This window comes from Frigoribacterium sp. ACAM 257, assembly GCF_007954365.1.
Taxonomy (GTDB): domain Bacteria; phylum Actinomycetota; class Actinomycetes; order Actinomycetales; family Microbacteriaceae; genus Frigoribacterium.
Window position 1 is genome coordinate 401577 of the sequence record NZ_VOLO01000002.1, and the last position, 19132, is coordinate 420708.

Annotated in this window: 18 protein-coding genes; all 18 read left to right on the forward strand. The window is 70.1% G+C overall.

The features are described from left to right. Nucleotides 1-32 precede the first annotated feature (32 nt). The 18 genes from ES689_RS16045 (at nucleotide 33) to ES689_RS08375 (ending at nucleotide 19033) form a co-directional block, all read left to right on the forward strand. Nucleotides 33-1883, forward strand: a complete 1851-nt coding sequence (locus ES689_RS16045) for a type IV pilus twitching motility protein PilT (protein WP_305038352.1) — start codon at nucleotides 33-35, stop codon at nucleotides 1881-1883. Next, nucleotides 1883-3115, forward strand: coding sequence for a type II secretion system F family protein (locus tag ES689_RS08295; RefSeq protein WP_146902785.1), 1233 nt, complete (start codon nucleotides 1883-1885; stop codon nucleotides 3113-3115). Before ES689_RS16045 ends, ES689_RS08295 begins: the two co-directional genes overlap by 1 nt. Before the next feature lie 261 nt (nucleotides 3116-3376). After that, on the forward strand, nucleotides 3377-3877 hold the full coding sequence (locus ES689_RS16125; protein ID WP_146902788.1) for a type II secretion system protein: 501 nt from the start codon (nucleotides 3377-3379) through the stop codon (nucleotides 3875-3877). Between the two features lie 82 nt (nucleotides 3878-3959). Beyond that, a complete protein-coding gene (locus ES689_RS08305; RefSeq protein WP_146902791.1) occupies nucleotides 3960-5384 on the forward strand; it encodes a prepilin-type N-terminal cleavage/methylation domain-containing protein in 1425 nt (474 codons plus the stop codon). Then, entirely contained in the window at nucleotides 5381-6052 is a 672-nt protein-coding gene (locus tag ES689_RS15610) for a type II secretion system protein J (RefSeq protein WP_191330301.1), read from the forward strand. Before ES689_RS08305 ends, ES689_RS15610 begins: the two co-directional genes overlap by 4 nt. Further along, nucleotides 6049-7935: a hypothetical protein gene (locus ES689_RS08315; protein ID WP_223269486.1), complete on the forward strand. Its 1887-nt coding sequence runs from the start codon at nucleotides 6049-6051 to the stop codon at nucleotides 7933-7935. The genes ES689_RS15610 and ES689_RS08315 overlap by 4 nt, the downstream gene beginning before the upstream one ends. Next, a complete protein-coding gene (locus ES689_RS08320; protein WP_146902793.1) occupies nucleotides 7932-8765 on the forward strand; it encodes an A24 family peptidase in 834 nt (277 codons plus the stop codon). Before ES689_RS08315 ends, ES689_RS08320 begins: the two co-directional genes overlap by 4 nt. Nucleotides 8766-8796: 31 nt before the next feature. Beyond that, nucleotides 8797-9846 carry a type IV pilus assembly protein PilM gene (pilM, locus tag ES689_RS08325; protein ID WP_146902796.1) on the forward strand — a complete coding sequence of 350 codons (1050 nt, stop codon included), beginning with the start codon at nucleotides 8797-8799 and terminating at the stop codon, nucleotides 9844-9846. Next, nucleotides 9843-10505 (forward strand): PilN domain-containing protein, encoded by a 663-nt coding sequence (locus ES689_RS08330; protein WP_146902799.1) that lies wholly within the window; start codon nucleotides 9843-9845, stop codon nucleotides 10503-10505. The genes pilM and ES689_RS08330 overlap by 4 nt, the downstream gene beginning before the upstream one ends. 4 nt (nucleotides 10506-10509) lie before the next feature. Next, nucleotides 10510-11310 carry a hypothetical protein gene (locus tag ES689_RS08335; protein WP_146902802.1) on the forward strand — a complete coding sequence of 267 codons (801 nt, stop codon included), beginning with the start codon at nucleotides 10510-10512 and terminating at the stop codon, nucleotides 11308-11310. Between the two features lie 88 nt (nucleotides 11311-11398). Further along, entirely contained in the window at nucleotides 11399-11953 is a 555-nt protein-coding gene (locus tag ES689_RS08340) for a DUF6121 family protein (RefSeq protein ID WP_146902805.1), read from the forward strand. 335 nt (nucleotides 11954-12288) lie between these two features. Then, the gene (rpsL, locus tag ES689_RS08345) at nucleotides 12289-12663 is read left to right on the forward strand and encodes a 30S ribosomal protein S12 (protein WP_043593380.1); all 375 of its coding nucleotides are present in this window, start codon (nucleotides 12289-12291) and stop codon (nucleotides 12661-12663) included. After that, nucleotides 12663-13133: a 30S ribosomal protein S7 gene (gene rpsG, locus ES689_RS08350; RefSeq protein ID WP_123547680.1), complete on the forward strand. Its 471-nt coding sequence runs from the start codon at nucleotides 12663-12665 to the stop codon at nucleotides 13131-13133. Before rpsL ends, rpsG begins: the two co-directional genes overlap by 1 nt. An 84-nt stretch (nucleotides 13134-13217) precedes the next feature. Next, nucleotides 13218-15332, forward strand: coding sequence for an elongation factor G (gene fusA / locus ES689_RS08355; protein ID WP_146902808.1), 2115 nt, complete (start codon nucleotides 13218-13220; stop codon nucleotides 15330-15332). A 126-nt stretch (nucleotides 15333-15458) separates the two neighbouring features. Then, on the forward strand, nucleotides 15459-16652 hold the full coding sequence (tuf, locus tag ES689_RS08360; protein ID WP_146902811.1) for an elongation factor Tu: 1194 nt from the start codon (nucleotides 15459-15461) through the stop codon (nucleotides 16650-16652). A 152-nt stretch (nucleotides 16653-16804) separates the two neighbouring features. Continuing rightward, nucleotides 16805-17017 carry an Rv0909 family putative TA system antitoxin gene (locus ES689_RS08365; RefSeq protein ID WP_146902814.1) on the forward strand — a complete coding sequence of 71 codons (213 nt, stop codon included), beginning with the start codon at nucleotides 16805-16807 and terminating at the stop codon, nucleotides 17015-17017. A gap of 95 nt (nucleotides 17018-17112) precedes the next feature. Next, entirely contained in the window at nucleotides 17113-18087 is a 975-nt protein-coding gene (locus ES689_RS08370; RefSeq protein ID WP_146902817.1) for a DNA topoisomerase IB, read from the forward strand. A 115-nt stretch (nucleotides 18088-18202) separates the two neighbouring features. Continuing rightward, nucleotides 18203-19033 carry a DarT ssDNA thymidine ADP-ribosyltransferase family protein gene (locus ES689_RS08375; protein WP_146902820.1) on the forward strand — a complete coding sequence of 277 codons (831 nt, stop codon included), beginning with the start codon at nucleotides 18203-18205 and terminating at the stop codon, nucleotides 19031-19033. Nucleotides 19034-19132 lie beyond the last annotated feature (99 nt).

The window sequence follows — 19132 nt, forward strand, 5'->3', positions numbered from 1 at the left end:
GCCCGCCGCACCGCACCCGAGGGAACGCCCGCATGAGCGACAACGTCTTCGAGATCCCCGACCAGGTCGACCCGGCCGACGGCTGGACCCCGGGCACGCCCGGCAACGACCTGGGCACGCAGACCCCCGCGACCTCGTGGGAGCTGCCCAAGGTCGTGACGCCCCTCGCGCCTCACGTCGACGAGGCCGGCCGCGGCCCGGTCTACACGATGGACGACGGAGGCGGGGAGGCGGTGCTCGGCTGGAGCCCCACCCCCGCGCCGACGAGCCGTCGCGCCGCGCGGCTCGCGAGCGCCCTCGAGGGCGGCGGCATGGCCGCGCGCACCCCGTGGAGCGACCCGCGCTTCGACGACTTCGACGACGCGGCAGCCCAGGTCGCCCCGACGAGCCCCGTCGTCGCCGAGCCGGAGCCCGGGACGGGCCGCCGCGCGGCCTTCATGCCGGCGTACCTCGCGGACGAGGTCGACCTCGACCTCGACGCCCCGGCCGCCGCCTCCTCGGCCCCCTCCTCGCCCGACGTCTCGTCGGCCGCGCCGACCTCGCCCGTCCTGCCCGCCGCCGCAGCGCCCGCTCCCGCACACGCACCTGCACCTGCCTCGCCCCAGCTCGGCGACGGCGGCCTGCTCCGCGTGCCGTCGTACGCGCCGTCCAGCGCCCAGCACGCCGCCGAGGAGGCGCCCCTCGCCGACCAGGTCGAGTCCCGACCCGGCATCGAGCTGCACGAGCACGCCCGCACGGTCGCGCACCCGGCGCTCATCTCGGCGCTCTGCGAGGTCGTGCTGCAGGGCGCCTCCGACCTGCACGTCACGGTCGACGCCGCCCCGACCCTCCGCGTCGACGGCGGCCTCCAGTCGGCCCTCGCGGGCGGCGAGCCCTGGGACGCCCCGACGGTCTCCGCAGCCCTCACGAGCCTGCTGACCCCGGCCATGCAGGCGCAGTTCGACGAGCACCTCGAGCTCGACTTCGCCTACTCGCTGTCGGACGAGTCCCGCTTCCGCGTGAACTTCTACCAGCAGCGCGGCGTGATGGGCGCGGCCTTCCGCCTCATCCCGACCGAGATCAAGCAGCTCGCCGACCTCGGCGTGCCCGAGGTCGTCAGCCGCTTCGCGAAGCTGCCCCGCGGCCTCGTGCTCGTCACGGGCCCCACCGGCTCGGGCAAGTCGACGACCCTCGCCGCCCTGATCGACCTGGTGAACCGCACACGCGCCGACCACATCGTGACGGTCGAGGACCCGATCGAGTTCATGCACCAGCACAAGAAGGCGATCGTCAACCAGCGCGAGGTCGGCCACGACACGCACAGCTTCGCGAACGCGCTCAAGCACGTGCTGCGCCAGGACCCGGACGTCATCCTCATCGGCGAGCTCCGCGACCTCGAGACCATCTCGGTCGCCCTGACCGCCGCCGAGACCGGCCACCTCGTCTTCGCGACCCTGCACACGCAGAGCGCCGCGCAGACGATCGACCGCGTCATCGACGTGTTCCCGCCGCACCAGCAGGACCAGGTGCGCACCCAGCTCGCGTCGACGCTGCAGGGCGTCGTCTGCCAGACGCTGCTGCCGAAGGCGGGCGGCAAGGGCCGGGTCGTCGCGACCGAGATCATGATGATGACCCCGGCCATCGGCAACCTCGTCCGCGAGGGCAAGACGTACCAGATCGCGTCGTCGATGCAGGCGGGGCGCGACCTCGGCATGCACACGATGGACCAGAAGCTGGCCGACCTCGTCAACACCGGCACCGTCACGCACAAGGCCGCCATGGAGAAGGTGCACGACGCCGAGGGCTTCGACCGTCTCGTCACCCGTGTGATCAACAAGTCCGAGACGGTCGGCCTCGACGCCGGCATCGACTTCGGCGACGCCTTCTCGATCGGGAGCAACTGATGGCCACCAGCACCGCCTACGCCTACAAGGGCCGCGACTCGGCCGGCAAGGTCGTCAAGGGCAAGGTCGACGCCTCCAGCGAGGGCGCCGTCGTCACCCGCCTGCGCACGATGGGCGTGCAGCCCATCTCGATCGCCGCGGCGAGCGACGGCACCGGCCTGCAGCGCGAGATCTCGCTCGGCGGCCTCGGCGGGGGCGGCGTCAAGATGAAGGAGATCGCGGTCATGTCGCGCCAGATGGCGACCATGATCGCGTCCGGCCTGTCGCTGCTGCGCACCCTGACGATCCTCGCCGACCAGGTCGACAACAAGACGCTGCAGAAGGTCATGCAGGAGGTGCGCGACGACGTCGAGACCGGCGTCTCGTTCTCCGACGCGGTCGGCAAGCACGACAAGCACTTCCCGCCCCTGATGATCAACATGATCCGGGCCGGCGAGGTCGGCGGATTCCTCGACAAGGCGCTCGAGTCGACCGCGGACAACTTCGAGAAGGAGGTGGCGCTCCGGTCGACGATCAAGTCGGCGATGACCTACCCGGTCGTCGTGCTCGTGATGTCGCTGCTGGCCGTCATCATCATGCTGACCTTCATCGTGCCGATCTTCCAGGACATGTTCACGAACCTCGGCGGCCAGCTGCCGCTGCCGACGATGATGCTGGTCTACGCGTCGCAGGCCATGCCCGTCGTGCTGCCCATCCTGATCGTCGGCGGGATCGGCGGCTCGATCTGGTGGAGGACGAACAAGAACTCCGTCAAGGTCCGCGCGAAGCTCGACCCGCTCAAGCTGAAGCTGCCGGTGTTCGGCGAGCTGCTCCGCAAGATCGCGATCGCGCGGTTCTCCCGCAACTTCTCGAACATGATCGGCGCCGGCGTCCCGATCCTCACCGCATTGCGCATCGTGGGCGAGGTCTCGGGCAACTACGTGCTCGAGGAGGCGCTGGTCGACGTCGCGGAGTCGGTGCGGCAGGGCGAGTCCATCGCCGCCCCCCTGACGGCCTCCGGGGTCTTCCCGCCGATGGTCACGCAGATGATCTCGGTCGGCGAGGACGCAGGCTCGCTCGAGACGATGCTCGAGAAGGTGGCCGACTTCTACGACCAGGAGGTCAAGTCGACCACGGAGTCGCTGACGGCCCTGATCGAGCCGCTGCTGATCGCGTTCCTCGGCGTCGTCGTCGGCGGCATGATCGTCGCGCTGTACCTGCCGATCTTCCAGATCACGTCGCTGATCAAGTAGCCGCGACACCGTTCTGCCCGAAGGGCCCGGCCGTTGGCCGGGCCCTTCGTCGTGCGCAACGGGTGTCGGATTGCAGCTGCCCCCTGAACAGGGGTTCTGCCCTTTCGGGGGGGACCCGGACTGGGGCCGTGTCGTCGACAGAAACCCCCCGTCTGCGGGATTCTCGCGGGTCTCGGGGGCTGGGAGAGTCATCTCCGGCGGGAACGACGTGACCGCCTCCGATCACCTCCCCCCGCATCGCACCGACCGAACGGACCAGTCATGTACTTCGCACTCATGGGCAAGCTCTCCGCCCGCCGCCAGAACCTCACCGAGGACAAGGACAAGGGCTTCACGCTCATCGAGCTCCTCGTCGTCGTCATCATCATCGGCATCCTCGCCGCGATCGCCATCCCCGTGTACCTCGGCGTGCAGAACAACGCCAAGGAGTCGGGCGTCAAGAGCGACCTGACCAACGCCAAGGTCGCCGTCATCGCCGTCCAGACCAGCACGGGCACGCTGCCCACCGCGGGTGTCCTGAACCCCGAGGGCACCTCGGCCCAGGACGTCGCCCTGAAGGCGGCTGGCCTCACCAAGGGCACCGACACGAACACCATCACGCTCTCGACCACGAGCACCGGTGGATTCTGCATCGTCTCCGGCCGCTCCGGCGCCGGCAACACGACCTTCGCGACCAGCGAGTCGAAGGGCGTCGACAAGGGCTCCTGCGCCTCCGGTGTCTTCAGCACGACCGCTGGAACCACCACCGCTCCCGCAGCCTAGCGACGAGCGTCGAGGGGGCCGGCTCACCGGCCCCCTCGATCTTCCCTGAACACCCTCGAACCCGACCGGGAGGTGACCCACCATGTTCCGACGCCTCAACGACGTCCTCCGCCCCGCCTCCCCGGCCGAGCGCGACTCCGGCTTCAGCCTCGTCGAGGTCATCGTCGCCATGATGGTGTTCGCCGTCATCTCGGTGGGGGTCGCCTACTCGATCACCAACTCCCTCGTCCTCACGCGGGAGTCCCGCGCCCGCGAGGTCGCGCTCAACCTCGCCGAGCAGGACCTCGACCTCATGCGCTCGCAGTCGGACTGGGCCAAGGTCGTCTCCGCCGACAAGACCACCGTCGTCGTCGCCGGAGCCCGCTACTCCGTGACCCGCAAGGTCACTCCCGTCACCCGCACGGACGGCACCGAGACCGACGCCTGCGGAGCCCCCGTCGGGGCGCTCGGCGCCGGCTCGACCGGGGTCGTCCAGAACAAGTCCGTCACGACGACCGTCGAGCCCGAGGTGAGGCGCAGCTTCGTCGGCGCGGTCCGCGCGGACACGGTCATCGCCCCGCCCTCACGGCTCAACGACCCGGAGAAGGGCACCATCATCGTCTCCGTCACGGGAGCGAGCGGCACCGGCACCCGGGGCGTCGTCCCCGTGGTGAGCGTCGCGGCCGCCGGCAACGGGGCCGCGGCCCTGTCGGCGCCCCTCGCCGCCACGGACGGGCAGGGATGCACCTACGCCTACATGGTCAAGCCGGGCAACTACGTCGTCACGCTCTCCACCCCCGGCTACGTGTCCAACGCACAGGTCGCCACGCCCTCGGTGCCCCTGACGGTCGCGGCCGCCAAGTCCTCGACCGCCAAGTTCGCCTACGACACGGCCTCCGTCTACTCCCTCAGCTACGCGAGCAACCGTCCCCTCGACCAGGCCGTCCCCACCCTCCCCTCCGGGCTCGTCACCACGTTCGCAGGCTCGGGCGTCGAGACCCTGACGACCTCGGTCGCCACGACCGGCCTCGTCGGCCAGCAGCGCCTCTACCCGATCGGCGGCTACAACATCGTCGCCGGTCCGGCGTCGCCGCTCTGCAAGAGCCCCGATCCCGGGAACTGGTCCACGCCCGTCGTCGGCACCACCCCGGGCGCACCGCCCGCGGGCGCCGTGGGCCAGGCCGTCGCGCCCGCCGTGCCCGGCACCGCCCCGGTCGAGATGGGCATCGTCCAGATCAAGAACGCGCTGCTCCGCGGCACCGTCACGGCGACCCTGCAGACCACCGGCGCCGCCGGCGACCCGGGCTGCGCGCTCTCGACGACGGCGGCGCCGATCAGCTACACGTTCCCGCCCGGCGCCAACGGCGCCGCGACGGTCGCCCTGCCCTTCGGCACGTACAAGTTCAGCACCAAGGTGGCGGGCCTGCTGGCCGTGGGCATCAGCTCGAACGACGTCGCGCTCCTGACGCCCGGCTCCAAGCCCGGCGGCGACGTCGTCGTGCTCGACCCTCGCAAGGCCCAGCCGTGATCCGCGTCGTGCGTCGCCGCCTCGGGCTCGAGCGGCCCGGCGCGGGGGACGCCGGGGTCTCGCTCGCCGAGCTCCTGGTCGCGATGATGGTCTTCGCCGTGCTGCTGTCGCTGACCGGCGGCTTCATGATCAGCGCGTACCGCGCGAACCAGACGAACAACTCGGTCGACCGGACCACGCGGACGGCCTCGACCGCCCTGCTCCAGATGACCCGCATGATCCGTGCCGCGAGCGACTTCAAGACGACCGGCGGCGTCAGCAGCTCGGCCTTCGTCACCATGGGGTCGTCCGACGTCACGCTCGTCTCGTACGTCAACCTCGCGGACGCCCTCGAGAAGCCGGTCAAGGTCCAGTACGTCGTCGAGGGCACCAAGCTGGTCGAGCGTCGCTGGGCCGGGCTCCAGAGCGTCAACGACGCCACCCTCTACACGTTCCCGACGCTGACCTCCACCGTGACCCTGGCCGAGCCGGTGCTCGCCCCGGCTGCCGGCGGTCCGGCCCTCTTCAGCTACTTCCAGGCCGACCGGACCACCGTCGCGGCCGACCCGACCGCCATCGGCGCCGTCCGCGTGCAGCTCCAGATCGGCACCTCCTCCCGCGGCTCGGACTCGACCCTCCTCGTGAACACCGTCGGCATCAACAACGGCTCAAGTCAGGGGACCCCGTGATCCGCCTCCTCCGCCACCGCCTCGCCGTCCTGCGACGCGACGACGACCGCGGCATCGCGCTCGTCACCGTCATCGGCCTGGGCATGGTCCTCGTGCTGCTCTCGGCCACGATCGTCTCGGTCGCCGTCTCGGGCCTGACCAAGTCCGCGAACGACGCGGACGCCTCGGCTGCCCTGTCCGCCGCCTACGCCGGCATCGAGGACTACCAGAGCAAGCTCCAGAACAACAACGCCTACCCGCTCTTCGGGGTCAAGGGCTCGTCGTTCAGCGCGTCCAGCAACTTCCCCAAGGGCGCCGACGACAACCCCGCCTTCGGGTACCTCCCCGACGACGGCGACGCCGACAGGCTCGACGGCGACGGCTGGAAGGCCGTGACTCCCGACCGGGCCGCCGAGTACCGCTACGAGGTGGACAACTCGCAGTACTACGGCACGGGCGTGCTCCGGGTCCGGGCGACCGGCCGGGTGGGCGAGGTCACTCGGTCGGTGGTCGCCGACCTCAAGCAGGACGGGTTCATCAACTACCTGTACTTCACCGACTACGAGCTCCTCGACCCCGACCAGGGCACCACCCCCGAGGCGCGGGCCTGCGTGCCCACCCGTGACTGGGAGCAGGCCCACGACGTCCCCGCCTGCACCGAGCTGTACTTCGACCCGAACTCGGTCTTCGACGGGCCCGTGCGCACCAACGACACGATGGTGGTCTGCAACTCGAAGTTCAAGAGCGCGGTCATGACGGCCTACACGCCGCTGCGTGCCGGCGACCGCAACTACAAGATCTCGAGCCTCGCGAACTGCGGCGCGCCGGTCAACAACCAGCCGGTCTCCGTCGACAAGCTCCCCATGCCCGCCACGAACCAGTCGCTCCTGCAGGAGACCCGCAGCGACCTGCAGGACAGCACCGTGCCGCGCCCGGGCTGCCTCTACACGGGCCCGACGTCGATCGTCCTGCTCGACAACGGCAAGATGACGGTGCGCTCGCCGTGGACCAAGGCGACGCAGATCGTCGGGGACCCGGCGATCGGGGGGTCGACCCCGGCCGCCTGCGGCACGGTCGGCACGGGCGCCAACCAGCTCGGCAGCACGGCGGGCCAGACGCTCGACGTGCCCCAGAACAACGTCATCTTCGTGCAGGACGTCACCCGTACGCCCAGCAACGCGGCGACGACGCCCGACCCGAACGACTGGAAGAACGGGGACTTCCCCTGGTACGACACCGCGAAGAGCTCGTCGTACTGCTCCGGCCAGCTGCGCACCGGCACGGGCAAGGTGACGACCACCGGCAACGGCGTCGGCTACCCGCGCATCGGGGAGACCCCGCCGTCGACCTCCAGCACCGACCCGTCGTACGGCTGCGAGCGAGCCGACGTCTTCGTCGAGGGCACGCTCAAGGGGAACCTCACCATCGGTGCCGAGAACTACGTCTACATCACCGACGACATCACCTACAAGAACCCGGACTCCGACGTGCTGGGGCTGGTTGGTCAGCAGGCGGTGCAGATCTACAACCCGGTGACGAGCTGCACGCAGAACTCGCGCACGCTGGCGTGGAGCGGCACCTACCTCGAGCCCGGCCGGACGGACCGTCTCGTCTCCGCCGCGATCCTCTCGGTGGGGCACACCTTCACGGTGCAGAACTACCAGTGCGGCCTCCGGGGCAACCTGCAGGTGACCGGCTCGATCGCACAGAAGTTCCGCGGAGCCGTCGGCACCGGCAACGGGACGACCACCGCCAGCGGCTACACGAAGGTCTACGGCTACGACAAGCGCCTCCGCTACACGGCGCCGCCGAAGTTCCTCAACCCCGTGTCCACGAGCTACGGAGTCAGCCGGATGACCGAGTCGAAGACGGCCTTCACCCCGAAGGGCAGGGAGATCCGATGACCGCCCTCCTCCTCGCCGCCCTCACCGCCGGCGGCCTCGGCCTCCTGATCGGCTCGTTCCTCAACGTCGTCGTCTACCGCGTGCCCGCCGGCATGTCGATCTCGTCGCCGCCGAGCGCCTGCCCCGGCTGCCACACGCCGATCAAGGCGTACGACAACGTGCCCGTGCTCAGCTGGCTGGCCCTCCGCGGCCGCTGCCGCAGCTGCAGCACGGCCATCTCGGCCCGCTACCCGATCGTCGAGCTCGCCACCGGCGGCTTCTTCGCCCTCGTGGCGGCCGCCGTCTGGCCCTGGACGGCCGTCCCGACCGAGGCCGCTCCGCTCGTCGCCGCGCTGCTCGAGCTCGTCGCGTTCCTCTGGCTGGCCGGCGCGAGCGTCGCGCTCGCCATCATCGACGTCGAGCACCACCGGCTGCCCGACGCGATCGTGCTGCCGTCGTACGTGGTCGGCCTCGTGCTGCTGGGCGCCTCCTCGGCCCTGTCGGGGGAGTGGGACGCCCTGCTCCGCGGTGTGGTCGGCATGGCTGCCCTGTTCGTCTTCTACCTCGCACTCGCCCTCGTCAAGCCCGGGGCCATGGGCCTCGGCGACGTCAAGCTCGCCGGCGTGCTGGGCCTCTGGCTCGGCTGGCTCGGCTGGGGCGAGCTCGTCGTCGGCGCCTTCGCCGCGTTCCTGCTCGGGGGCCTCTTCTCGGTCGTCCTGCTCGCCACCCGTCGTGCCCAGCGCACCGGCGGCATCCCCTTCGGCCCCTGGATGCTCGCGGGCGCCTGGGTCGGCGTGCTCGTCGGCGGCATCGTCGTCGCCTCCTACCTCCAGCTCCTCACCCTCGCGTGAGCCCGAACTCACGCAGAAAAGAGACCACCCCATGACGAAGAACATCGTCGGCGTCGACATCGGCAGCCGATCGCTCCGCGCGGTCGAGGTCGCCGACGTCGACAAGCCGCGCCCCACCGTCGTCCGCTTCTCCGAGATGGCCCTCAGCGACGGCGCTGCCAGCCGCGGAGAAGTGCTCGAGCCCCAGACCGTCGCCAGCGCCCTCAAGCAGCTCTGGAGCGCCGGCGGCTTCAAGAGCAAGAACGTCGTGCTCGGCATGGGCAACCAGCGCGTGCTGGCCCGCGACCTGACCGTGGCGAAGGCGTCACGCGAGCGGATCCGCGAGTCGCTGCCGTTCCAGGTGCAGGACATGCTGCCGGTGCCCGTCGCCGACGCGCTGCTCGACTTCTACCCCTACAAGGAGAGCGAGGGCGAGAACGGCCCCGTGCTCAACGGCCTGCTCATCGCGGCCGTCAAGGACGCCGTCGTCGGCAACGTGCGTGCCAGCAAGCTCGCCGGGCTGTCGACGATGGGCGTCGACCTCATCCCGTTCGCCAACACGCGCCTCCTGGTCAACCGCCCCGGCCTCACCGGCACCGTCGCCCTGATCGAGATCGGCCACAGCACCTCGTCCGTGATCGTCGCGACGGACGGCGTGCCCCAGTTCGTCCGCATCATCCCCTCGGGCGGCGACGACGTCACTCAGGCGATCGTGGCCAAGCGGGGCATCTCGGTCGAGGAGGCGGTGGCCGTCAAGCGTCAACGAGGCCTCAGCACCGTGATCACCAACGCCGAGGAGCAGGCCTCGTCGGCCGCCATCTTCGAGTCGGTCAACGAGCTGCTCGGCAGCTTCCGCAACACCGTCCAGTACTTCGTCAACACCCGGTCGACGGAGACGATCTCGCAGATCGTCCTCGCCGGAGGCGGCGCCCTGCTCCCGGGCCTCCCCGACGCGCTGTCCGAGGTGACGCGCCTGCCCGTGGTCGTCGCCGACCCGTTCGCCACCGTCGCGTTCGGCAAGAACGTCGACGAGGTCGCCCTCCGCGGGCGTGCCTCCGACATGACCGTGGCCCTCGGGCTCGCACTGGGGAGCGCCGCATGAGCCGCACGAAGAAGACCGCGACGGCGGTCGTCGGGGCGCTGCCCCGTGTCGACCTGCTGCCTCCCGAGGTCCGGGCCGAGCGCCGCAGCGGCGTCGCGGTCCGCCGGGCCTGGATGGGCGTGATCGGTGTCGCCGCCGTCGTCGGCATCGCCGTGGGAGGCGCCACCCTGCGCTCGATCGAGGCCCAGGACGAGCTGCTGTCCGCACAGGCCGACACGCAGCAGCTCCTGCTCGAGCAGGGGCAGTACTCCGACGTGCGTGACCTCAAGACCGAGATCACGAAGCTGGCCGCGGCACAGGCCGTCGCGGGCTCGACCGAGATCGCCTGGCCGTCGTACCTGGCCCAGATCGAGGCCACGCTGCCCGAGGGTGTGACCGTCTCCACGATCACCATCGACCAGGCGTCGCCGGTGGCCGAGTACGCCCAGTCCGAGAACTCGCTCCAGGCGCCCCGGATCGGCACGGTCATGTTCACCGCACAGAGCGTGACCCTGCCGAGCGTGCCGGACTGGCTGGACGGCCTCGCGACCCTCCCCGGCTACACGGACGCGACGCCGGGGACGGTCGACCTCAAGGACGGCTTCTACGAGGCGTCCGTCACCATGCACATCGACCAGCGCGCGTTCTCGAACCGCTTCGCGCCGACGGAAGGCGAGTGACCTCGTGGACCGCAATCGCATCAAGATGATCATCGCCGCGCTGAGCGGCGTCGCCGTGCTCGCCCTCGGCTTCCTCCTGGGGGTCCAGCCCCAGCTGACGGCTGCGTCCACCGCCGCGGACCAGCGGGTCTCGGTCGAGGCGCAGAACGAGGGGCTCCGGGCCACGCTCGCGCAGCTGGTCGCCGAGAACGACCAGCTCTCGACCCTGACGACGGATCGGGACACGCGTCGCGCGTCCGTCCCCGGGGCGGCGGACATGCCGGAGCTCATCCGCCAGCTCGACGAGATGGCGTCGCAGGCTGGCGTCCCCGTCACCTCCTTCACGACCTCGGACGCGGCGTCCTACGAGGTGCCGGCGTCGACCGCGGTCCCGACGACGGAGGCCCCGGCCGACTCCGCGGCACCGGCGGAGGGCGAGGACGCGGCCGCCGCGGCACCCGTCACGCCCGCGGCCCCGACCGCGCCGACGACCTACACCGACCCCACCATCACCGCCGCGAACTTCTCCACGATCGCCGTGACCGTCGACATCCAGGGCTCGTACGACCAGGCCCTCGACTTCGTCGACCGCCTCCAGAAGGGGCAGCGACTGTTCCTCGTTACCGCGATCACCAGCAGCGAGGCCGAGGAGGGCGCCGACGGCGAGGCCGCAGCCGCGGGCACCCAGACCTGGACGGTCGGCGGGCTCGTCTTCGTCATGCAGGACGGCGAGGCCGCCCCCGCCGACGGCGACGCCACGACGACGGCGCCGACTCAGGCCGAGGGCACCGACGAGGGCACGGACACGACCGCCAGCGGTCGCTGACCAGCTGACCCGCCGACGCCGGCACGGCCCGGTGCGTCCCCGACAGGGGAGGCGCCGGGCCGCTGTCGTCGCGGCGTAGCCTCGCCTCATGACCCGTGCCGTCTACGCCCTGATGGCGAGCGTCCTCTTCGGCGCCCTGCTCGTGGCGACGGCCGGCTTCGAGAGCCTGCTGCTCGACCGTGACGTCATCGCCGAGGCCGACGCCGGCCCCTTCCTCGGCCCGGCCATGGGCGCCGCCGCCCTCCTCGTCGTCCTCCTCGCCCTGATGCGCTCGGCCGCGCTCGCCGACGCCCGCGACGGGGGAGCGCCGGAGGTGCGGGGCACCTTCCCCGCCCAGCCCCTCCACGACGCCCGCCCGGCCCGCCGGGGCCCCCGCCCCGGAGACGAGGGCGGCGGCGTCCCCGGTCCCCGGCCTGCGCCTCCGAGCCCCTGGCCCGCCGTCGTCTCCGCGGCCGCCGCCGTCTGGGTGGTCATGCTCCTCGTCGGCAGCGTCGGCTACGCCGTGGTGCGGGGCGAGGCCGTCTGGCTCGTTCTCTTCGCCGCCCGCTACGCGCTGTCGCCGTTCGTGCTCGGCGCCGTCGTCTGCGCGGCGCTCGTGGTGCTCGGCACGGTGCTGCTGTCCCGGGCCGAGCCCGCCCGCTGACGGGCCGAGGAGGCGGCCGGCCGTTCGCCGTGGGCGTCCCGTCGGAGCCCGGAGACATTTGATTAACCCCCTGCCCGAAGCTATGCTCTATCGGGTGTGCGCTTCATCGCGCGCCCGAAAATCCCGCTCGTACCACGGTCGACGACCCGGCACGAGCAGGGTCACACCGTCCCCCAGCTGCTCCGCGTGCTCGTCTCGCGGCGGTCGCAGGGCGGGGCAAGGCCTCATCCGGGCCACGTCCCGACGAGACGAGGACGCCGACCATCCGGTCGGACAGAGCAGAGCACTGCACGGCGCATCACCGGCCGAGAGCAGAGCGCAACCAAGGAGAACCAGTGCCAACCATCCAGCAGCTGGTCCGCAAGGGACGCACGCCGAAGGTCGTCAAGACCAAGGCCCCCGCCCTGCGGTCCAACCCCCAGCAGCGTGGCGTGTGCACCCGCGTGTACACCACCACCCCCAAGAAGCCGAACTCCGCGCTCCGCAAGGTCGCCCGTGTGAAGCTCTCCAACGGCACCGAGGTCACCGCCTACATCCCCGGCGAGGGCCACAACCTGCAGGAGCACTCCATGGTGCTCGTGCGCGGCGGTCGTGTGAAGGACCTCCCCGGCGTGCGCTACAAGATCGTCCGTGGCGCCCTCGACACCCAGGCCGTGAAGAACCGCAAGCAGGCTCGTAGCCTCTACGGTGCGAAGAAGGACAAGAAGTAATGCCTCGTAAAGGACCCGCGCCCAAGCGCCCCGTCGTCGCCGATCCGGTCTACGGCGCGCCGATCGTCAGCCAGCTCGTCAACAAGATCCTCCTCGACGGCAAGAAGGGCCTCGCCGAGCGCATCGTCTACGGTGCTCTCGCCGGCGTCTCCGCCAAGAACGACCAGGACGCCGTCGTCACGCTGAAGAAGGCTCTCGACAACGTCCGCCCGACCCTCGAGGTGCGTTCGCGCCGCGTCGGCGGCTCGACCTACCAGGTCCCCGTCGAGGTCAAGCCGCACCGCGCGAACACGCTCGCGCTCCGCTGGCTCACCACCTACGCCAAGGCTCGTCGCGAGAAGACGATGACCGAGCGCCTCATGAACGAGATCCTCGACGCCTCCAACGGCCTCGGCGCCGCTGTCAAGCGCCGTGAGGACACTCACAAGATGGCCGAGGCGAACAAGGCCTTCGCGCACTACCGCTGGTAACAGCCACGGAGGCGCGGTGTGCGCACGACGTGCACCGCGCCTCCTCGGCTCCCGCTTTCCCCACCTACCCCTTCGGAGGAACCTGTGGCACAGGACGTGCTCACCGACCTGAACAAGGTCCGCAACATCGGCATCATGGCGCACATCGATGCTGGCAAGACGACGACGACCGAGCGCATCCTGTACTACACCGGCATCACCCACAAGATCGGTGAGGTCCACGACGGTGCGGCCACGATGGACTGGATGGCGCAGGAGCAGGAGCGCGGCATCACCATCACGTCCGCCGCGACGACGTGCTTCTGGAACAAGAACCAGATCAACATCATCGACACCCCCGGCCACGTCGACTTCACGGTCGAGGTCGAGCGCTCGCTCCGCGTGCTCGACGGCGCGGTCGCCGTGTTCGACGGCAAGGAGGGCGTCGAGCCCCAGTCCGAGACGGTCTGGCGTCAGGCCGACAAGTACGACGTGCCCCGCATCTGCTTCGTCAACAAGATGGACAAGCTCGGCGCCGACTTCTACTTCACGGTCGACACGATCATCAACCGCCTGGGCGCCAAGCCCCTCGTCATGCAGCTCCCGATCGGTGCGGAGTCCTCGTTCGAGGGCGTCGTCGACCTGGTCGAGATGCGTGCGCTGACGTGGCGCGGCGACGCCAAGGGCGACGTCGAGCTGGGTGCGAAGTACGAGATCGAGGAGATCCCGGACGACCTCAAGGAGAAGGCCGCGGAGTACCGCGCCAAGCTCCTCGAGACGGTCGCCGAGTCGGACGACACGCTGCTCGAGAAGTACTTCGGCGGCGAAGAGCTGACGATCGCCGAGATCAAGGGCGCCGTCCGCAAGATGACGGTCAACAGCGAGCTGTACCCGATCTTCTGTGGCTCCGCCTTCAAGAACCGCGGCGTCCAGCCGATGCTCGACGCCGTCATCGACTACCTCCCCTCGCCGCTCGACGTGCCTCCCATGGAGGGCCACGACGTCCGCGACGCCGAGAAGGTCATCATCCGCAAGCCCGAGTCGACCGAGCCCTTCTCGGCCCTCGCCTTCAAGGTCGCGGTGCACCCCTTCTTCGGTCGCCTCACCTACGTCCGCGTGTACTCCGGCTCGATCGAGTCAGGTGCCCAGGTCATCAACTCGACCAAGGACAAGAAGGAGCGCATCGGCAAGATCTTCCAGATGCACTCCAACAAGGAGAACCCGGTCGACAGCGTCACCGCCGGCCACATCTACGCGGTCATCGGCCTGAAGTTCACCACCACCGGTGACACGCTGTGCGACCCGTCCGAGCAGATCGTGCTCGAGTCGATGACGTTCCCCGAGCCCGTCATCGAGGTCGCCATCGAGCCCAAGACGAAGGCCGACCAGGAGAAGCTCTCGCTGGCCATCCAGAAGCTCGCCGAAGAGGACCCGACGTTCCGCGTCGAGCTCAACGTCGAGACCGGCCAGACGGTCATCAAGGGCATGGGCGAGCTCCACCTCGACATCCTCGTCGACCGCATGAAGCGCGAGTTCAACGTCGAGGCGAACGTCGGCAAGCCCCAGGTGGCCTACCGCGAGACGCTCAAGAAGGGCATCGAGCGCTACGACTACACCCACAAGAAGCAGACCGGTGGGTCGGGTCAGTTCGCCAAGATCCAGATCGCCCTGGAGCCCTACGAGGTCACGGCCGAGTCGACCTACGAGTTCGTCAACAAGGTCACCGGCGGCCGCGTCCCGCGGGAGTACATCCCCTCGGTCGACGCCGGCATCCAGGACGCCATGCAGGTCGGAGTCCTCGCGGGCTACCCGACCGTGGGCGTCCGGGCGCTGCTCCTCGACGGCGCGGCGCACGACGTCGACTCGTCGGAGATGGCCTTCAAGATCGCTGGGTCGATCGCCTACAAAGAGGCGGCTCGCAAGGCCCAGCCCGTTCTCCTCGAGCCGCTCATGGCGGTCGAGGTGCGTACGCCCGAGGAGTACATGGGCGACGTCATCGGCGACCTCAGCTCGCGACGCGGGCAGATCTCGTCGATGGAAGACGCCAGTGGTGTGAAGGTCGTTCGGGCCAGCGTGCCGCTGTCGGAGATGTTCGGCTACGTCGGAGACCTGCGGTCGAAGACCTCGGGTCGTGCCGTCTACTCGATGACGTTCGAGTCGTACCAGGAAGTCCCCTCGGCCGTCGCCGAGGAGATCATCCAGAAGAACAAGGGCGAATAGTCCCGAATCTCGCGGCCGTTCCTCGACCGCGTAACATGTACACACACCAATCCGCAGTGTCCGGTAGGCCGGGTCATCGACCCGGCCCCCGGCCCCACTGCAACCGAGTCCTGAGGAGGACCCACAGTGGCTAAGGCCAAGTTCGAGCGGACCAAGCCGCACGTCAACATCGGAACCATCGGTCACGTCGACCACGGCAAGACCACGCTCACCGCGGCGATCACCAAGGTCCTGCACGACAAGTACCCGAACCTCAACGAGGCGTCGGCCTTCGACCAGATCGACAACGCGCCCGAAGAGAAGCAGCGCGGCATCACGATCAACATCTCGCACGTCGAGTACCAGACGGAGAAGCGTCACTACGCTCACGTCGACGCTCCCGGTCACGCCGACTACATCAAGAACATGATCACCGGCGCGGCTCAGATGGACGGCGCGATCCTCGTGGTCGCCGCCACCGACGGCCCGATGCCCCAGACGCGTGAGCACGTCCTGCTCGCTCGCCAGGTCGGCGTGCCCTACATCGTCGTGGCCCTCAACAAGTCCGACATGGTCGACGACGAGGAGATCCTCGAGCTCGTCGAGATCGAGGTGCGCGAGCTCCTCTCCAGCCAGGACTTCGACGGCGACAACGCCCCCGTCGTGCAGGTCTCCGCTCTCAAGGCCCTCGAGGGCGACGAGAAGTGGGCCGCCACGGTCGCCGACCTGATGGACCAGGTCGACGAGAACGTCCCCGAGCCCGTCCGTGCCACGGACCAGCCCTTCCTCATGCCCGTCGAGGACGTCTTCACGATCACCGGTCGTGGAACCGTCATCACCGGTCGTGTCGAGCGCGGCATCCTGAAGCCGAACGACGAGGTCGAGATCGTCGGCATCAAGGAGAAGTCGTCCAAGACGACCGTCACCGCCATCGAGATGTTCCGCAAGACCCTCGACGACGCGCGCGCCGGTGAGAACGTCGGACTCCTCCTCCGCGGCACCAAGCGCGAGGACGTCGAGCGCGGCCAGGTCGTGGTCAAGCCCGGCTCGATCACGCCCCACACCGAGTTCGAGGCGAACGTCTACATCCTGTCGAAGGACGAGGGCGGCCGTCACAACCCGTTCTACGCGAACTACCGCCCTCAGTTCTACTTCCGCACCACCGACGTCACGGGTGTCATCACGCTGCCCGAGGGCACCGAGATGGTCATGCCCGGCGACACGACTGAGATCACCGTCCAGCTGATCCAGCCCATCGCCATGGAAGAGGGCCTGCGCTTCGCCATCCGCGAGGGCGGCCGCACGGTCGGCGCCGGCACGGTCGTCAAGATCGTCAAGTAGCACCAGACACACCAGCACCACTTGAACACCCGAGAGGGGTCGGGCCCGGAAGGGCTCGGCCCCTCTCGTCGTCTCCCGGGGGTGCGCCGGGCTCGCATTCGCGGCAGAGTGGTCGCGAGCCGGACACGCCGGCCCGTGACAGGAGGCGCACCATGGCAGGCTTCGACGACATCACCAAGAAGGCCCAGGAGTTCCTGAAGGACGGCAAGGTCCAGGACGCCCTGAAGAGCGAGAAGGCCGAGGGGGTCAGCGACAAGATCCTCGACGCCGTCGCCGGCGCCGCAGACAAGGCCACCGGGGGCAAGCACAGCGACAAGATCGCCCAGGCGAAGGAGCAGGCCGACAAGAAGATCGGCAACCAGTAGCACTGGTGCTCCCCGACGCCCCGTCCTCCTCGAGGGCGGGGCGTCCCTTGTGCGCGGGCCGACCGCGCAGCCGCCGCGGGTGGTTCGATCGACGGATGCCGCGCCTCCGCAGGACGAACTCGAGCTCGCCCGGCATCACCCGTGTCCGCAGCGGCGCCGGCTTCACCTACCGCGACGCGGACGGCGCCACGGTCACCGACCCCGAGCTCCGTGAGCGGTGCCAGCACCTCGGCATACCGCCCGCCTGGTCCGACGTCTGGATCGCCCCGTACGCCAACGGCCACATCCAGGCCACCGGGGTCGACGGTGCCGGTCGTCGGCAGTACATCTACCACCCGACCTGGCGCGAGCAGAAGGACCGCATCAAGTTTAACCGCGCCCTCGCCCTCGCGGAGTCGTTGCCGGCGGCACGGCGTCTCGTGACCCGCGACCTCCGCCTCGGCGAGCCGGTGCGTGAGCGTGCCCTCGCGGCGGCCTTCCGCATGCTCGACACCGGCTCGCTGCGGGTCGGGTCGGAGCGCTACGCCGAGGAGCACGGCAGCCACGGCCTCAGCACGTTGCTCTGCGCGCACGCGAAGGTGTCCGGCGACGTGGTCGCGCTGGCCTTCCCCGGCAAGAGCGGCCAGGACTGGGACTCCGAGATCCGCGATGCCGACCTGGCGTCCGTCGTGCGCAGCATGAAGCAGCGCGGCGGCCGGGCCCGGCTGCTCGCCTGGCGTCCCGAGGCGGGTTCTCCCTGGCGGCCGCTGCACGCCTCCGAGATCAACGAGTACGTCAAGCTCCGGGCCGGGGACGACTTCACCGCGAAGGACTTCCGCACCCTCCACGGTACGGTCGCGGCCGCGGTCAGCCTCTCGAGGACGGGTCCGCAGACGGGAGTCGGGAAGCGCAGGGCGGCGCTGGCTCAGGCCATGCGCGACGCCGCCGACGTCCTGGGCAACACCCCGTCCGTCGCGCGCTCCTCGTACGTCGACCCTCGTCTCGTCGACGCGTACCTCCACGGCGAGACGATCGACAGGGCCCGCCTGGCGTCCGCCGAGGCCGAGGTGCGGTCGCTGCTCTTCCGCTGACCTGCAGGGGAGGAGGTGCGTCGGCGTCCTGCGCACGGTCGCGCGACGGCGGTCCCATGACGTACCGTAGAGGGTTGCGTCCGTTCGAGTCGGGCGCTCGAGAGGACCAACTGCAGTGACTGACGAGTGCATCCACGGTTTCGAGCGAGAGCTGTGCGACATCTGCGCCCCGCGCAAGCGGGAGCCCCTGCTCGACGCCGACGGGCAGGCTCGGACCCTGGTCACGAAGCGCCGCGCGCCGTCGCGCAAGCCCGAGTCGTTGCGGAGCACGCCGGCTCTGGCGCGTGACTCCGCGGCCGTGGCCGTCGCCGCGCAGTCCGCGGCCCGCGTCGCGCCCGCCTTCGAGGCGCAGCGCGTCTACCACTGGACGCACGTGAGCAACCTGCCGGCCCTGTTCGCCGCCGGCGAGCTCGTCCCCGCCGCCGAGTCCGCTCCCGTCCTCGACGTGAGCTCGGAGGCGACGCGAGCCCTGCGTGCCTCGGTGACGACCGCCTCCGGCGCCCCTGTCGCCGCGCACGTGCCCTTCTCCCTCTCGCCGCACGCGTCCGCGTGGGACGTCCTGCGGTCCGGTGCCGAGGGCTACGAGTGGTCGGACGCCGCCCGCGGCGCCAAGGCCACCGACTTCGTCATGCTCGTGGTGCCCGTGACCGCCCTCGAGGACGACTTCGTCGTGACCGAGCGCGACGCCGCGGTGCAGGGAGTCCGTTCCGCGGCCGGTGTCGACGCCGCCTCCTCGATGGTGCGTCGCTTCTCGCTGGCCGACCCCGACCTGCTCGAGCCCGAGGTGCTCGTGCCGCACGCCGTCCCGCTCGACTCGGTGATGCTGATCGGCGTCGCGCACGACAAGATGCGCGACCGGGTCAAGCAGCTGCTGGTCGAGGCCGGCGGCGCCGCACCTCGCGTGGCCGTCTACCCGCCGTGGTTCCGCCCCGCCGAGACGGCCTGACGTCCGTCCGAGGGGGGCCGTCTGGCCCCCTCGACACCGCGGTGGACATCCGCGACACGCCCGGGTTGCAGCATGTGCTCGGGTGTGGCAAAATCGTCT

Coding starts and splice junctions, on each gene's coding strand:
- ES689_RS16045 (WP_305038352.1), top strand. CDS start 33: ATGAGCGACAACGTCTTCGAGATCCCCGACCAGGTCGACCCGGCCGAC.
- ES689_RS08295 (WP_146902785.1), top strand. CDS start 1,883: ATGGCCACCAGCACCGCCTACGCCTACAAGGGCCGCGACTCGGCCGGC.
- ES689_RS16125 (WP_146902788.1), top strand. CDS start 3,377: ATGTACTTCGCACTCATGGGCAAGCTCTCCGCCCGCCGCCAGAACCTC.
- ES689_RS08305 (WP_146902791.1), top strand. CDS start 3,960: ATGTTCCGACGCCTCAACGACGTCCTCCGCCCCGCCTCCCCGGCCGAG.
- ES689_RS08320 (WP_146902793.1), top strand. CDS start 7,932: ATGACCGCCCTCCTCCTCGCCGCCCTCACCGCCGGCGGCCTCGGCCTC.
- pilM (WP_146902796.1), top strand. CDS start 8,797: ATGACGAAGAACATCGTCGGCGTCGACATCGGCAGCCGATCGCTCCGC.
- ES689_RS08330 (WP_146902799.1), top strand. CDS start 9,843: ATGAGCCGCACGAAGAAGACCGCGACGGCGGTCGTCGGGGCGCTGCCC.
- ES689_RS08340 (WP_146902805.1), top strand. CDS start 11,399: ATGACCCGTGCCGTCTACGCCCTGATGGCGAGCGTCCTCTTCGGCGCC.
- rpsG (WP_123547680.1), top strand. CDS start 12,663: ATGCCTCGTAAAGGACCCGCGCCCAAGCGCCCCGTCGTCGCCGATCCG.
- ES689_RS08365 (WP_146902814.1), top strand. CDS start 16,805: ATGGCAGGCTTCGACGACATCACCAAGAAGGCCCAGGAGTTCCTGAAG.
- ES689_RS08370 (WP_146902817.1), top strand. CDS start 17,113: ATGCCGCGCCTCCGCAGGACGAACTCGAGCTCGCCCGGCATCACCCGT.